The sequence below is a fragment of the Morganella sp. Je.2.23 genome, from assembly GCF_051129855.1.
GTDB lineage: Bacteria > Pseudomonadota > Gammaproteobacteria > Enterobacterales > Enterobacteriaceae > Morganella > Morganella sibonii.
Window position 1 is genome coordinate 12,865 of record NZ_JBCPSQ010000010.1, and the last position, 15,610, is coordinate 28,474.

Annotated in this window: 15 protein-coding genes; 10 read left to right on the forward strand and 5 right to left on the reverse strand. The window is 49.8% G+C overall.

Annotation, left to right across the window (positions count from 1 at the left end):
- Positions 1-66 precede the first annotated feature (66 nt).
- The 4 genes from ubiC (at position 67) to AAZR23_RS19760 (ending at position 4,019) form a co-directional block, all read left to right on the forward strand.
- Positions 67-573, forward strand: a complete 507-nt coding sequence (ubiC, locus tag AAZR23_RS19745; RefSeq protein WP_434694454.1) for a chorismate lyase — start codon at positions 67-69, stop codon at positions 571-573.
- A 37-nt stretch (positions 574-610) separates the two neighbouring features.
- A complete protein-coding gene (gene ubiA, locus AAZR23_RS19750) occupies positions 611-1,465 on the forward strand; it encodes a 4-hydroxybenzoate octaprenyltransferase (RefSeq protein WP_434694433.1) in 855 nt (284 codons plus the stop codon).
- A gap of 386 nt (positions 1,466-1,851) precedes the next feature.
- The gene (locus AAZR23_RS19755) at positions 1,852-3,750 is read left to right on the forward strand and encodes a colicin E3/pyocin S6 family cytotoxin (RefSeq protein ID WP_434694434.1); all 1,899 of its coding nucleotides are present in this window, start codon (positions 1,852-1,854) and stop codon (positions 3,748-3,750) included.
- Between the two features lie 14 nt (positions 3,751-3,764).
- Positions 3,765-4,019 carry a colicin E3-like toxin immunity protein gene (locus AAZR23_RS19760; protein ID WP_046892728.1) on the forward strand — a complete coding sequence of 85 codons (255 nt, stop codon included), beginning with the start codon at positions 3,765-3,767 and terminating at the stop codon, positions 4,017-4,019.
- A gap of 173 nt (positions 4,020-4,192) precedes the next feature.
- Here the strand turns inward: AAZR23_RS19760 and plsB are convergent, their stop codons facing one another.
- Positions 4,193-6,667 (reverse strand): glycerol-3-phosphate 1-O-acyltransferase PlsB, encoded by a 2,475-nt coding sequence (gene plsB / locus AAZR23_RS19765; RefSeq protein ID WP_434694435.1) that lies wholly within the window; start codon positions 6,665-6,667, stop codon positions 4,193-4,195.
- A gap of 138 nt (positions 6,668-6,805) precedes the next feature.
- On the opposite strand from plsB, the gene AAZR23_RS19770 reads away from it, so the two are divergent.
- Together AAZR23_RS19770 and lexA are read left to right on the forward strand one after the other, a co-directional pair.
- Positions 6,806-7,177 (forward strand): diacylglycerol kinase, encoded by a 372-nt coding sequence (locus AAZR23_RS19770; RefSeq protein ID WP_046892730.1) that lies wholly within the window; start codon positions 6,806-6,808, stop codon positions 7,175-7,177.
- Between the two features lie 117 nt (positions 7,178-7,294).
- A complete protein-coding gene (gene lexA, locus AAZR23_RS19775) occupies positions 7,295-7,909 on the forward strand; it encodes a transcriptional repressor LexA (protein WP_025155151.1) in 615 nt (204 codons plus the stop codon).
- Positions 7,910-7,988: 79 nt separating this feature from the next.
- Here lexA and zur read toward each other — a convergent pair whose 3' ends face one another.
- Entirely contained in the window at positions 7,989-8,507 is a 519-nt protein-coding gene (zur, locus tag AAZR23_RS19780) for a zinc uptake transcriptional repressor Zur (RefSeq protein WP_218427277.1), read from the reverse strand.
- Between the two features lie 176 nt (positions 8,508-8,683).
- On the opposite strand from zur, the gene AAZR23_RS19785 reads away from it, so the two are divergent.
- Entirely contained in the window at positions 8,684-9,154 is a 471-nt protein-coding gene (locus tag AAZR23_RS19785) for a YbaK/EbsC family protein (RefSeq protein WP_434694436.1), read from the forward strand.
- Between the two features lie 42 nt (positions 9,155-9,196).
- Here AAZR23_RS19785 and AAZR23_RS19790 read toward each other — a convergent pair whose 3' ends face one another.
- Positions 9,197-9,547 (reverse strand): helix-turn-helix domain-containing protein, encoded by a 351-nt coding sequence (locus AAZR23_RS19790; RefSeq protein ID WP_247717299.1) that lies wholly within the window; start codon positions 9,545-9,547, stop codon positions 9,197-9,199.
- 55 nt (positions 9,548-9,602) lie between these two features.
- Positions 9,603-9,845, reverse strand: coding sequence for a helix-turn-helix domain-containing protein (locus AAZR23_RS19795; protein WP_107680339.1), 243 nt, complete (start codon positions 9,843-9,845; stop codon positions 9,603-9,605).
- Positions 9,846-10,573: 728 nt separating this feature from the next.
- Between AAZR23_RS19795 and AAZR23_RS19800 the strand changes: the two genes are divergently transcribed.
- Both AAZR23_RS19800 and dusA read left to right on the forward strand, forming a co-directional pair.
- Positions 10,574-11,755, forward strand: coding sequence for a multidrug effflux MFS transporter (locus tag AAZR23_RS19800; protein ID WP_166708898.1), 1,182 nt, complete (start codon positions 10,574-10,576; stop codon positions 11,753-11,755).
- A gap of 86 nt (positions 11,756-11,841) precedes the next feature.
- Complete coding sequence (dusA, locus tag AAZR23_RS19805) at positions 11,842-12,888, forward strand: tRNA dihydrouridine(20/20a) synthase DusA (RefSeq protein WP_434694437.1); 1,047 nt, start codon at positions 11,842-11,844, stop codon at positions 12,886-12,888.
- A gap of 64 nt (positions 12,889-12,952) precedes the next feature.
- On the opposite strand, the gene AAZR23_RS19810 is transcribed toward dusA, so the two are convergent.
- Entirely contained in the window at positions 12,953-13,936 is a 984-nt protein-coding gene (locus AAZR23_RS19810; RefSeq protein ID WP_046892737.1) for an NADPH:quinone reductase, read from the reverse strand.
- A 230-nt stretch (positions 13,937-14,166) separates the two neighbouring features.
- Between AAZR23_RS19810 and dnaB the strand changes: the two genes are divergently transcribed.
- On the forward strand, positions 14,167-15,573 hold the full coding sequence (gene dnaB / locus AAZR23_RS19815; protein WP_046892738.1) for a replicative DNA helicase: 1,407 nt from the start codon (positions 14,167-14,169) through the stop codon (positions 15,571-15,573).
- The last annotated feature ends 37 nt before the right edge of the window (positions 15,574-15,610 follow it).

Consider the following 15,610-nt stretch of genomic DNA (forward strand, 5'->3'; position numbering starts at 1 on the left):
CGCTCATTTCCCGCCGGGTTTTGTTAAAGTGTATCAGAATACATATCATGCCCCTGATAACCGGATATATTCATGCCAAAAACAGTGATAACACCTCCCATCCGCTGGTTTGATAATGCGGAGACGATCCCCGCAATGGTGCTGGACTGGTTATCAGAATTAGGGTCGATGACGCGGCGCTTTGAACAGCACTGCAATGAAGTGACGGTCAAACCGTCTTGTGAAAAATATATCTCCCGTGAAGCGCTGACTGAAGAAGAGCGGATGCATCTGCCCGGCAGTGCGCGCTACTGGTTACGGGAGGTGGTGTTATATGGTGACGGGGTTCCCTGGCTGACCGGCCGGACAGTGGTCCCGGAGGAGACGCTGACAGGGGAAGAGCAGCAGTTACTGAAAATGGGAAATATGCCGCTCGGGCGCTATCTCTTTACCAGCGGCTGCCTGACGCGGGACTATATCCGCTTCGGGCTGTCAGGTACTGACTGGGCCCGCTGTTCGCGGTTGTGCCTGGCCGGTAAACCGCTGCTGCTGACTGAAGTTTTTCTGCCGGCCTCTCCGGCATACCCCGCATAAAATGAATATCTCGGAGAAGAATAACGTGGAACGAAGCATGGTACGCAGCAAGTGGCAGGCATACAGCCGTCTGATGCGGACAGACCGCCCGATTGGCTCACTGTTACTGCTCTGGCCGACCTACTGGGCGTTATGGATAGCGGCCAGAGGTGTCCCGGACTGGCACATTCTGATTATCTTTACCATTGGTGTGTTCAGCATGCGCGCCGCCGGATGTGTGATTAATGATTTCGCGGACCGCAAATTTGACGGCTCGGTGGAGCGGACGAAAAACAGGCCGCTGCCGCGTGGTGATGTTACAGAAAAAGAAGCGAAAATTCTGTTTGCCGTACTGGTACTGGTGTCATTCGGGCTGGTGCTGACACTCAATACGATGACCATCTGGCTGTCCGTCGCCGGGCTGGCACTGGCCTGGGTCTATCCGTTTGTTAAGCGGGTCAGCCATCTGCCGCAGGTGGTGCTCGGTGCGGCATTCGGCTGGTCGATTCCGATGGCGTTTGCGGCAGTCAGCGAATCGCTGCCCGCGGTGTGCTGGTTGCTGTTTGCGGTCAATATTATCTGGTCTGTGATTTATGATACGCAGTACGCGATGGTGGATCGCAACGATGACCTGAAAATCGGCGTAAAATCCACGGCTATCCTGTTCGGGCGCTTTGATAAAATCATTATCGGCATATTACAGCTGGTGATGATTCTGATGCTGTTATGGACCGGCATGATGGCGAATTTGTCCGGGATCTTTTACTGGTCGCTGCTGCTGGCCGGTGCGCTATTTGTCTATCAGCAGCGCCTGATGGCTGATCGTGAGCGTGACCCGTGTTTCCAGGCCTTTATGAATAATAACTATGTCGGATTTATTCTGTTTCTCGGCATGCTGGTCAGTTATCTGTAAATCCGGATAAGCATGTAATAAAGCAAAATCAGTCAATAATTAAGGAATTACATCGGTTTGACGATAAAAACCGAAAGAAATAAGGAATATTAAAAGCGGCACCGAACGTGACAGCAATCGTTATAAACGTTCAGGATAGATTTGTGTCACTGAAGGGGTTTGGTGTGTATCCGGACCCCCTGCCGTTTTCCTGTTCTCCCTGCCAGTTCTCCACCTGTTCTCCCTGCTCAGACATCTTATCTTTTTTGTTAATCTATTAATTTTAAATAGAAAAGTATTTTCACCGAAAGACTTTTAACATTCTGTACTGTGAGATTTGCAGTAATTTCACTGATGTACATAAGCAGTTTTTTGGGCCGGATTTTTAAGCAAAAAAGGATTTTACGATGGGTAAAAATAACAGCGGCGGTTATGACGGCAGTAACCTCGGCGGTCATACCACCGACCACGGTAACGGCTGGTCAACTACCTCGGATAACCGTGGTGACATTGGTCACCATACAGATAACGGCAGCAATAAAGGGGAGCATGGCTGGAGCCGTGGTGACGGGGGAAGCAGTAGTGCTTCCTCATCCTCCCGTAATAACGATCAGAAAACACTGAATTACACTGATATCCCGGGAACACCGGTAACGGTGTATGCCGGCGGGGATACGCTGAGCCTGGGGCTGGGAGCCACGCTGTTTGCTCTCAGTCAGTTACAAAAAGAGGCGCTGATGGCACTTCTCACCAATGTAACGGTTATCAGCGGACGTGTATTCGGTCTTTTGGGGCTGTTTTATCCCAGCCGGATAGCGCCTGACCCCAAGGTTCACATTCACGTTAAAGATTTTGATATTGATAATCCTCACGTCTTAGTCACGTTACCGGCGGAGCAGATGACCCGTGTCCCGGTTGAGGATATTCCTGAACATACGAGCATTCCGGCCGGCATAATAGCGCAGGCAGTGATTGATGATCTGACGAAAACCCGGCCAGTGGTCCTTACCCCGGTAAAATCCACACCGGTTCCGGTCGTCAGAGCACAGAAAACCGACAAACCGGATGTCTATACCGCTCAGGTGATTCCGGGTATGAAACCGTTGCGTATCACCGTTGATAATTCAAAACAGGTAAAATCCGCTGCGGCTCAAACGGGGTCACTGCCTGTATCGAAACACTATCTGTCCGTCCCGGAAGAAAAAGACAATATTTCCCATCATGCGGTGATTGATTTCGGCAGTGATCATGCACCACTTTATATTTCGGTTACGAAACAGGTGACACCTGAAGAGGCCACAAAGCAGGCTGAGAAAGCGAGGGATGCGTGGGTGGCTGATAATCCGGCCGGTGTGAGCCGGTTTCTGGCAGAGATCAACACACTGATCGCTGAGAAGGAGAAGTTGCTGGCAGAAAAGCGGCAGGTACTGAAAAGTAAACAGGCGCTTTTGGATAAATATAACCGGGCCAGTCCTTTTGAGAATAGCGGACAAAAATACAGTGAAAAGAAAGGCCCGCTTAAGGCGGAGATCGATCAGATTACCGCTGAAGTCAGCAGTTTGCAGAAAGAACTTGAAGATGCGACGGGGAATAAGGCGCTGAATGAAAAAACATTGGCTGAGATGAAAGCACTGGAGCAGGCGCTGAATCAGATTCAAATCCCGGAAGAGGCAAGAAAATTCCTGGCGGTGGCAGAGAAAGAGCTGGAAGTTGCCGGAGCCGTGGCAACTGAAAAGGAAAAACAGTTAGCGAATAAACGCCGGGTACTGAAGATTACGCAGGCTGAGTTTCAGGCATTTCTGGATAAATATAAGCGAGCCGGTCCTTTTGCAAGAAGTGGAATGAGATTCAGCGAAAAAGAACGTGAATTCAACGCGGTGAGCAATCAGCTTTCCACCGAAATAGGTCAGCTGGAAAAAGCCTTGTCGGATGCGATGGAAAGTCGTAAAAAGGCGGAAGACAAGAAAAAAGCCGCCGAGGATAAGGTTAAGGCTGAGCAGGATAAAAAACGACAGGGCGTTAAGGATCAGGGGCATAGTTACCACCCGGCTCCAAAAACTGAAGAAATTAAAGGGCTGGGAGAATTGAAGCCAGGTAAAGATAAAACGCCGAAACAAGGTGGTGCGGGTACACGTAAACGATGGTTAGGAGATAAAGGCCGTAAAATTTATGAGTGGGACTATCAGCATGGCGAAATCGAGGGTTATCGGGCCAGTGATGGGCAGCATCTTGGTGCATTTGACCCGAAAACCGGTAATCAGCTGAAACCGGCAGATCCGAAACGTAATATCAAAAAATATTTATAAGGAGATAATCAATCATGGGATTAAAGGTATATGTAAAGTGGTTTGATAAAAAAACAGAAGATTTTATTAATGATGAATATTCGGAAGATCTTGGTGATGACGATACCATTATTCATCAAACGGTTAATCCAAATGAAAATATCATCAATGCAGGTAGTTTTGATGTTATTTCTGCGTGGGTTCCCTGCCTTCAGAAGCATCTGACTAATAAAATTGACCTGAGTAAATACGATTATCAGGTGTCATTTGATTACCGTGATAAGTGGTAACTCATTTCTGTCAGGGATGAAATGAAGGCGAATCCCTGTTGCTTACGGATGAGCGACGGAGATGGCAGACCGATAATATCAGCGTGGTTTCCGCCGGGCTCAGCCTGCGGACCGGCAATAAAAAAGGAGACTGGTTACCCAGTCTCCTTTTTTGTACTCAGCACTTACCGCTGTCAGTCAGCCGGATTACTGTCATCGCTTTCCGCCGGTACAGATTCTTCCGGCTCCAGACTGACACTTTCGATAGTCAGACGGACTTCCGGAGACATCAGCTCTGCCAGCACGTTATAGAATTCACCGGCGTTGGCTTCAATCACATCATCATTGTCATTGATATAGCCCTCTTCGCGCAGTGTGCTTACCAGGGTGGCAAATACCGCTTTATCGAAGAATTCCGGTGCGTTGATACCGTGCAGAACGGACAGACGCTGCGCCAGCATCCGGCTCTCTTTTTCCAGTGCGGAACGGCTGATTTCCGGAGTGGCATTCAGCAGTGACAGGGTGATCGCATAACGCTGTAATGTTTCACGGACTCCGGCCGCCAGCAGCTGTAACGGACGGATACGGGCCGGGTTGATCACCAGAATATTATCATCACGGCGGCAGATCAGCTTCTGACTGCACAGCTCATCAATGATGGTATCGAGGATTGCCGGCAGCTCTTCCTGACTGTAACGCATAAACAGCTCGGCTTTCAGCAGCGGGTAGATCATCCCGATATGTGCACACAGCGTTTCTGTACTGATACGGCGGTGGTGGATCAGGAAACTGGTTACCAGGGATGGCAGTACCAGCATATGCAGAATGTTATTACGGTAATACGTCATCAGAACCGCATTTTCACGCGGCAGAATGATGATGTCCCCGAGGCTGTCTTTCTCGACCTCGAACTTATTCATCTGCAATGCGTGTTCCAGCAGCTCTTCCGCACTTTTCGCCGGGGTGGTGCTGTCCGGTGAGTACGGTACATTGCGCAGGAGGCTGAGATAGCAGTCGAGCTGCTCGATCAGCTGTTCACGGGTCAGAGAGCGCTGCCGGGATGCCAGCAGTGCGGTGGTGCACAGGTTGATAGCATTGGCGGCAGCGGCGTTATTGATGCTCACCATGATGTTATCAGCCAGTGATGTCGCGGTCGGCGTCAGCCAGGACGGACGTTGCGGTTCGATTGGATCGATTGCTTCACGCCATTCCGGTACCTGTTTTGTCAGGTATTGTGACAGCGGAATCGGTTGTCCGAAGTTCACATAACCCTGACCGAGGTTGCGCAGTTTGCGCAGGCCGCGCACCATCTGCATAAACCCTTCTTTCTGCTTGGTGGCACCGCGCAGTTCTTTGGCGTAAGTACCCACTTCCATCACATGCTCATAGCCGATATACACCGGCACCAGGGTGATAGGCCGCGAGTCACCGCGCAGCATAGCCTGAAGTGTCATCGACAGTGTGCCGGTTTTCGGTTCCAGCAGACGGCCGGTACGGGAACGGCCACCCTCGACAAAGTATTCGATGGAATAACCGCGTGAGAACAGCTCACTCAGGTACTCACGGAAAACAGTGGAGTACAGCTTGTTGCCTTTGAAACTGCGGCGGATAAAGAACGCGCCGAGGCGGCGGAAAATCGGTCCCGCCGGCCAGAAATTGAGGTTAATCCCGGCCGCGATGTGCGGCGGCACCAGCCCCTGATGATAGAGCACATAGGAGAGCAGCAGGTAGTCCATGTGGCTGCGGTGGCAGGGCACATACACTATCTCGTGGCCGTCCTGTGCCAGCTGGCGTACCCGCTCGGCATTATGGACATTCAGCCCCTGATACAGGCGGTTCCAGGTCCAGCTGAGGACACGGTCGGCCACACGCAGGGCATCATAAGTAAAGTTAGCAGCCACTTCGTTCATCATTGAAACGGCATTCTGACGTGCCTTTTCAATGGTGATTTTTTTGGCTTTCGCCTCATCTTCAACTGCTTTTTCAATCGCCTTGGATTTCAGCAGTTTACTGAACAATTCCTGGCGTACCGGCAGTTTCGGACCGATAGCGGCCATTCGCTGGCGGGAGAAGTGAATACGCGCGACACGGGCCAGTTTATTGGCGATAATAGTATCAGTACCGTGTTCAGAGGCCATTGCGCCCATGGACACCGGCTGTGAGAACCGGACAAAACTGTCACGTCCCAGCCAGAGTACGGCGAAAAATTTCTGGATCCCGTTTAACAGACGTAAATGCGGTACACCGTGGTGCCCTTCGCGGCCCGGTGAGCGTCCGAACATCACGGAAACCGGCAGCATCTGAATATCCAGTGACGGATTATTGCGGTGCAAATCCAGGTAGGCGTGGAAAATATTGACGGAATCTTTACGCGGATTCAGAGAGTAATAACTGAACACCCGCGGGCCGTCATCAATAAAGACATAGCCCGGTAATGTGGTATTACCGATGACATTATCTTCCAGCGGGTCAGGCATTCCCTGTGCGAGACACTGGCGGCGCAGTGTCAGCAGATCCGCCTTAGAGTGATAAGGAAGAACATAGAGTGTCGGACGCTGTGTATCCAGCCCCAGTTCACTGACCGGATCCGTCGGGATCGGCTTGCTTTTTACCAATAGTTTTAATGGTAAATTCAATACGTTATAGTATATTTTACGCCAAAGTGACATAAATGTATGAAGCCTCTTGTTGACAATTCGTCTTCAGCATACCAGAAAGGCGAAGCCAGATCTGTGTTGCGTCAGCAATAAAATCGCGGAAAAACGGCGGCAGTCAGTCAGCTAATCAGATTATTAACAGTGACGGAAATGAAGAAAAATACCGGATTTACACGATTAATTAAAGCGGCAGGTTATTCAAAAAAGGGACTCACAGCAGCATGGAAAAATGAGGCCGCTATCCGCCAGGAGTTACTGACGCTGATCCCGGCCGTCATTATTGCGTTTGCTTTCTCTTTTACCGCGGTTGAGCGGGTGCTGCTGATCGGTTCGGTGGTGCTGGTGGTGGTCATTGAACTCATCAACAGCGCGATTGAGGCGGTGGTTGACCGTATCGGCACGGAATATCACGAACTGTCCGGGCGCGCGAAAGATATGGGCTCCGCGGCGGTACTGATTGCCACATTACTGGGGCTGTTTATCTGGATTATGCTGTTTATCAGCTGGTTCTCCCGCCTCTGACAGACGATTTTTTGTGAAACCTGCGGCGTAACACGTATTTTCCTCATGTTGTGGTTTCCAATCCCGGAATACCTGTATATACTCACAGTCTGACTGTATAAACAAACAGGGGGCGAAATGAAAGCACTGACGGCACGGCAGCAACAGGTCTATGACCTTGTTCGTGACCATATTTCGCAGACGGGCATGCCACCGACGCGTGCAGAAATTGCGGCACGCCTGGGTTTTCGTTCTCCGAATGCGGCGGAAGAGCATCTGAAAGCCCTGGCGCGCAAAGGCGTCATTGAGATTGTTTCCGGGGCATCCCGGGGCATCCGTCTGCTTCTGGAAGAAGAAGAGGATGAAGGTTTACCATTAATCGGCCGTGTGGCTGCGGGTGAGCCTTTATTAGCACAGGAACATATCGAAAGTCATTACCGGGTTGACCCGATGCTGTTTAAACCCAGTGCAGATTTTCTGCTGCGGGTAAATGGTATGTCAATGAAAGATATCGGTATTATGGACGGTGACTTACTTGCGGTGCATAAAACCCAGGACGTACATAACGGCCAGGTGGTGGTTGCCCGTATTGAAGATGAAGTCACGGTCAAACGGTTTAAGAAAGTGGGCAGCAAGATTGAGCTGCACGCCGAAAACGAGGAATTCAGCCCGATCGTGGTGGATTTACGGGAACAAAACTTTACTGTCGAAGGTCTGGCAGTGGGTGTGATCCGTAATAACGACTGGCACTGATTTCCGGGATATCCGCCTGAAAACGGTATCCGCTTAAAAACCACAGTATGCCGGAGACGGTCACTGTGGTTTTTGTTTTTCAGCGCCCGCGTTTGCGCGGCTCATCATGTTCATGGTCATGCAGACATTTATCTCTGCGGGTACAGGATTCGATATCATAACAAGGACGGCAGTACCCGTGTGCCTCAATCACACTGTGGCGGATATGAAACTGTGCGGCATCCGCCAGCTGATTGATTTGTGAATCAATCGCCTCACCATCCCGCTCTGTCACACTATTACAGCGATCGCAGATAAACAGTACGGAAGTATGGCTGGGTTTATCAAAATGCGGGCACATCACAAAGCTGTTAGTGGACTCAATTTTATGAATAAACCCCTGCTCCAGCAGAAACTCCAGACCGCGGTAGATTGTCGGCGGTTTTGCCTGTGGTTCTGTTTCGCGCAGCAGATCCAGCAGTTCATAAGCGCTGATAGCACCGGGCTGACCGGCAATCAGTTGCAGAATGGATTTCCGCTGAGAAGTCATGCGTACACTGCGTGACAGACACAGCGCCTCTGCTTTTTTTAATACAGTCTGAATATCAACAGGTTGCATGACATCACCTTCCGCTAATCAATAAATATATGAACAGCCCACTCTAACATGAATTCCGGCAGAATAACTGTTGTCCGCGCTATTTTGTCAAAAAAGGGGTGCCAATTCAGGGCAAATTATGGTGAATTGTTGGTGCAAACACATAAAAAGCACATGAGAATAAAACGGAGTCCTGAATGAGTATCGAAACGGTTCGTGCCTGGTTCGGCACGCATGCCCCGGATGTCACGATTATTGAAACTGCACAGCCGACCGCGACGGTCATCCAGGCTGCGGAAGTTCACGGTGTCCGCCCCGGCCAGATCTGTAAAACACTGTCTTTTAAGCTGACGGATGACAACGCCATCCTGATTGTGATGGCGGGAGATGCCCGGCTGGATAATAAAAAATTCAAAACACAATTCGGCTGTAAAGCCAAAATGCTGAATGCGGAAGAGGTGATGCTCTTTACCGGTCATCCGGTCGGCGGCGTCTGTCCGTTCGGGTTATCTGTACCACTGACGGTTTATGCGGATCATTCACTTCGTGTGTATGACACGGTATTACCGGCTGCGGGTTCGGCTAATTCTGCTGTCCGGCTGACACCTGAACGGCTGGCGGAGCTGACAAACGCGCAGTGGCTGGATGTCACGACGCTGCCGGTATAAACCCGGCCAGCTGCAGCGCCACCTCAGCGGCGCTGCATCATGTCAGTGTTCAGGCGGACGGAAATCCGGTTCTGTATTCACACCGGCATCGGTACTGCCGGTATGCCCGTTCTCATCAGGCAGATGGTGGCGGGTAAAGAAAAGCAGGCTGTCTTCTATAAAGTAATAAGGGGAAACGCCCAGGGCCTGAGAGATCCTCAGTATGATTTCCAGCGAAATTTTAGTACTGCCGATTTCATAGCGGGAGATTTGCTGTTGTGATACACCAATCAGGTTACCCAGTTCTGTCGATGTGACACCGGTGATCCTGCGTATTTTCCGGATTTGCCCGCCGATGATCTTGTACATTTCGTTAATGCTGGTGTTCAGGTTACTATCTGTTTTATTACTCATTATCATCTGTCAGTCTGGTTAAACAATAACATATTAATGTTTGTCAAATTAAAATTTATTCTTCATCACAACCAATTTCATCAAAAAAATAATTAACATTAATATTCAGTATGTCCGCGAGCATTAATAATTTATCCAGAGGAATTAAGCTCGCTCCCGTTTCATAGCGGGATAATTGCTGTTGTGAGATATTAATTTTTATTGAAAGCTCTTTACCTGTCAGACAGTTTTTTAGTCTCTGACATTTTATTCTGCCGCCAATAAACATTGCCAACTCATATTTATCATATATTGTCATAAATTATGAAGATAAATGGTTGTCATTAATAATATTGAAATTTAACTTGACGTATTTGTTTCCTCAAATGGTTTCTTTAAAAAGTATAATCGATACCCTTTTAATATGTAATAGATACAAAAAATCAACAAATACGAAACAATAAGAACGAAAATACGATATGGAAGCATGATAACCTCAGCTATTTCATATTGTTATAAAGAATACCCGGTTTTTAACATCTTACATGAATGATGAGTAAGGGGAATATTCTGATATTTAGTCGGGATTATACCTAATATAAAGATATTGATGCTGGTTTTGAGTTGAAAATGGTTAGATTAACTGCCTTTTCATACTTTGGCGGAATGGCAGACAGGACGTAAGTGTGATTGCGGTCTTACAACATTGCAGGTGATAGTTTGTTAAATTCCCGGACGGTATTATGAGAAAACAGAATGGCTAAAATATCTGAATATTTCCGTAAAATACATAAATCAGGCTGGTAATGCTTGTCAGTAATTGTATTAATGTGTAATTTTATATTTACTTATAAAATAAGTAACGGCCGGGTTACTGACCGCCTTATTTAATAATAAAATGACAGTTGATTATAATTTCATTGTATAACGAAATATACAGCATTATTTTTCTTTTAATTCACGGGGTTAGTTATTGATGGTAGTTGTAAAAAACAACAATAACGTGTATTTTTTGCTGTCGGAAGATGATGAGTGAAGTTCAACGATATGCGGAATTTATTGTTTTTGTTGTTAGTTATTGTGTTATTAGGACCATTGGGTATTGATCTTTATTTACCGGCTATTCCGGCTATTGCAAAAGGGCTGGGCAGCAGTGAGTCATTGATTCAGTCAACTATCTCGTTGTTTATCCTTATATTAGGTGCGGGTCAGTTGATTTCCGGTTATCTGGCGGATAAATTCGGCCGCAGACCGATGGCGATGGCGGGGATGGTATTGTATATCGCCGGTTCCCTGACCGCGGCATTTGCCGTTACCCCGGCGATGTTTATTGCTTCCCGGTTAATCCAGGGAGCGGGGGTCTGCTGTACCTCGGTGGTGGCATTTACCTGTGTCCGGGACTGCTTTAACGGCAATGAAGCAGCGCGTGCATTTGGCTTTTTAAACGGCACCCTGAATATTGTACCGGCGCTGGCGCCACTGCTGGGCGGTATTATGGCGGAGTATTACGGCTGGCGGGTTCCTTTTGGTTTTCTGGCTCTGTATGCCTTTATTCTGCTGATTATGACGGCAAAATATTTACCGGAAACCCGGCCCGAAGGCAGTTTGCAGCATAAAGCGAATCCGCTGAAGAGCCTTGCTTCCGTATTATTTAATAAGCGGTTTTTAATATTTTCACTGGTGAATGCCGGGACGATGGGAATGGTATTAACCTATGTCTCGCTTGCGCCGGCAGTGCTGATGGGGGATGCGGCTCTCAGTCCGTTGCAGTTTTCGGTTGTGTTCGGCGCTAACGGATTCTGGATCATGGGGATCAGTATGATCGCCAACCGGGTGATACGTAAAGCCGGGCGTCCGGTTTGTCTGGTATCCGGCGGCGTTCTGATGGCTCTGGGGTGTGCCGCTCTGGCACTGAGTCCGGTGCTGTTCTCCGCACAAATACAGAGCCACTGGCTGATTTATATGCTGCCGGTGGCTGCTGCCTGTGCAGGACTGGCATTTATTATGGGTCCGGCTACCAGTTATGCCCTGGAACCTTATTCTGATAATGCCGGTGTTGCTTCTTCACTGGTCGGTTTTATGCAGATGGCGGGTGGTGCGGTGCTGACGCTGGTTGCTATCGCATCTCCGCTGCCACCGAAAACAGCGCTTGCCGTCACTATGCTGTGCGGTGCCCTGCTGGCATGGAATGCGTACCGGGTGAGTAAAAACGAACAGCAGCAGGCGTGATGCAGAAAGCGGAGATATCATACCTCTGTGATATACTCCGCCTTCGTTTTTCTTTCTGACTGATGTACTGAGATCCCGGATACGCCATGCACCAAAACACGCCAACAGAAAAAACCACTGAAACCCAGCAATTACGCGATGTGAGCGGCTATAAGAACCTTAACCGTTTCTCCGTTGCACCGATGCTGGACTGGACTGATCGTCATTGCCGTTATTTTCACCGCAAGCTCAGCCGCCATGCGTTGCTGTATACCGAAATGGTGACAACCGGGGCGATTCTGTTCGGGAAAGGGGATTATCTGGCGTATAACGAGGCGGAGCATCCGGTTGCATTGCAGCTCGGCGGCAGTGACCCGGCGGCACTGGCGAAGTGTGCGAAGATCGCGCAGGAACGGGGCTATGATGAAATCAATCTGAATGTCGGCTGTCCTTCTGACCGCGTACAGAACGGGATGTTCGGTGCCTGTCTGATGGGCAATGCGTCACTGGTGGCGGATTGTGTCGCCGCAATGCGGAATGTGACTGATATTCCTGTTACCGTCAAAACCCGGATCGGGATTGATGATCAGGACAGTTACGAATTTTTGTGTGATTTTGTCGGTACCGTGGCGGAGCGCGGCGGTTGTGAGATGTTTGTCATCCATGCCCGTAAAGCCTGGCTCTCCGGTTTGAGCCCGAAAGAGAACCGCGAAATTCCGCCGCTGGATTACCCACGTGTATATCAATTGAAAAAAGATTTCCCTCACCTGATTATGGCACTTAACGGTGGCATCAAAACATTGGAAGAGGCGAAAACCCATCTGCAGTATATGGATGGCGTGATGATCGGGCGTGAGGCATATCAGAACCCGTCAATCCTGGCACAGGTGGATAATACCCTGTTTGATGCGGCGCTGCCGGTGACAGATACCGTCGCGGCGGTGGAAGCCATGTATCCGTATATTGAAGCGGAACTGGCGAAAGGAACGTATCTCGGCCACATCACCCGTCATATGCTGGGGATTTTCCAGGGGATTCCGGGCGCGCGTCAGTGGCGGCGTCATCTGAGTGAAAATGCCCATAAAGCCGGATCAGACCTGCGTGTAATTGAAGCGGCGCTGGAATTTGTCACGCGGAAAAATACAGCAGAATAATAAATCAGTGATAAAAATGCCCGCCGTTTCTCAGAACCGGCGGGCATTTTACATTCTGCGTCGATTACGGAATCAGAATGCTGGAGCCGGTTGTTGCGCGGCTTTCCAGGCGTTTATGTGCGAGGGCGGCATCTTTCAGCGGATAAACCTGATCCGCAGGGATAGAAATAGTCAGTTGACCGCTCAGGATCAGATCAAAAATTGCTTTGCTGGCTTCGTTAAGCTCTTCACGATTGGTGATATAACCGAAGACGGAAGGGCGGGTTACATACAGTGAGCCTTTCTTATTTAAGATCCCGAGATCGACACCGGTCACCGGGCCGGAGGCGTTGCCGTAACTGACCATCAGACCGCGGCGTTTCAGGCAGTCCAGCGACGGCAGCCAGGTGTCTTTACCGACGGAGTCATACACCACACCGACTTTTTCACCGTCAGTGAGTGCCAGCACCCGCTCAGCAATATCTTCTTTATTGTAGTTGATGGTTTCCCAGGCACCGGCTGCTTTGGCTTTCTGCGCCTTTTCATCTGAACCGACAGTACCGATCATTTTCGCACCCAGTGCTTTGGCCCACTGGCAGGCGATTTGCCCGACACCGCCTGCGGCAGCATGGAACAGGAAAATTTCCCCGGCTTTTACTTCATACGTTTTGCGCAGCAGGTAAAACGCGGTCAGACCTTTCATAAAGCAGGCGGCGGCAGTTTCAAAACTGATACCGTCCGGCAGAATAGCGAGTTTTTCTTCCGGCACATTATGGATTTGGCTGTACGCCCCCAGCGGTGACTGTCCGTAAACCACGCGGTCGCCGACTTTAATGTGTTTTACATCAGCACCAATTTTTACCACCACACCCGCTGCTTCAGAGCCGACACCGGAAGGGGATACCGGTGCAGGGTACAGGCCGCTGCGGAAATAGGTATCAATATAGTTCACGCCGATTGCTTTGTTTTCCACCTGAACTTCACCCGGCGCCGGGTCTGCCGGCGTAAAGTCACGATAAACCAGCACATCGGTGCCGCCGGGTGCATCAAATTCAATACGTTTAGCCATGGAGGGAACCTCATTCGGAAAAAAGAGTGACCACTTACCTGCGAACAGCGCAGAAACAGTAAGCGGGACAGTTAATCATGTGATTTATTGTATTTGGCATAATTGCATGTCACTGAAAATTACTCAAGCTTCGTGCAATCAGCGGCAAAGGAGGGCTATACTACCCGCTCTGTCCCGTTCAGGGACGCAGGTATTCTCCCCGGCGACGCACTGATAAGTAAGAGAGTTTCATGGCCAAATATCCCAAGGACACCAAGACCGATAAACCCCGTGACCATCAGATGGAAGGGCTGAAATTACCGCCGCATTCCCTGGAAGCCGAACAATCTGTTCTCGGCGGACTGATGCTGGATAACGAGCGTTGGGATAATGTCTCTGAGCGCGTGACCGGCGAGGACTTTTTCAGCCGTCCGCACCGGACGATTTTCGGCCAGATGCAGCGCCTGCTGGAGCAGGGACGGCCGATTGACCTGATCACCCTGTCCGAAGCACTGGAAACCGGCGGAGAGCTGGAAAATGTCGGCGGGTTTGCCTACCTGGCAGAACTCTCGAAAAACACGCCAAGTGCGGCGAATATTAATGCTTATGCTGATATCGTCCGCGAACGTGCGGTGATCCGCGACATGATTTCTGTCGCCAATGAGATCGCCGATGCCGGTTATGATCCGCAGGGGCGTTCCAGTGAAGATCTGCTCGATCTGGCGGAATCCCGCGTGTTCCAGATCGCCGAAAACCGTGCCAATAAAGATGAAGGGCCAAAAGGGATCGAGGCGATTCTGGAAGAAACCGTCGAGAAGATCGAAAAGCTGTATGCCCAGCCGCATGACGGTGTGACCGGAGTATCGTCCGGTTATCAGGATCTGGATAAAAAAACAGCTGGTCTGCAACCTTCTGATTTAATTATTGTTGCGGCGCGTCCGTCCATGGGGAAAACGACATTCGCCATGAACCTGTGCGAAAACGCCGCCATGACCGAAGAAAAACCGGTTCTGATTTTCAGCCTCGAGATGCCCGGCAACCAGATCATGATGCGTATGCTGGCCTCCCTTTCCCGTGTTGACCAGACCCGTATCCGTACCGGTCAGCTCGATGATGAGGATTGGGCGCGCATCTCCAGCACCATGGGCATTCTGCTGGAAAAGCGCAATATGTATATTGATGACTCGTCCGGCCTGACGCCGACTGAAGTCCGCTCCCGTGCACGACGGATTTTCCGCGAACACGGCGGTTTAAGTCTGATTATGATCGACTACCTGCAATTAATGCGTGTACCGTCCCTCTCCGATAACCGTACCCTGGAAATCGCCGAGATTTCCCGCTCACTCAAGGCGCTGGCCAAAGAGTTACAGGTACCGGTTGTCGCACTGTCCCAGCTAAACCGTAGTCTGGAACAGCGTGCTGATAAACGCCCGGTAAACTCCGACCTGCGTGAATCCGGATCTATCGAGCAGGATGCCGACCTTATTATGTTTATTTATCGTGATGAGGTGTATCACGAAAGCAGTGATCTGAAAGGCGTGGCAGAAATCATCATCGGTAAACAGCGTAACGGCCCTATCGGAACCGTCCGTCTGACCTTCAACGGCCAGTGGTCGCGTTTTGATAACTATGCAGGGCCGAGTTATGACGATGAATAAACCGCCTGAATATAACGCAGGCGGCATAATAACCCTG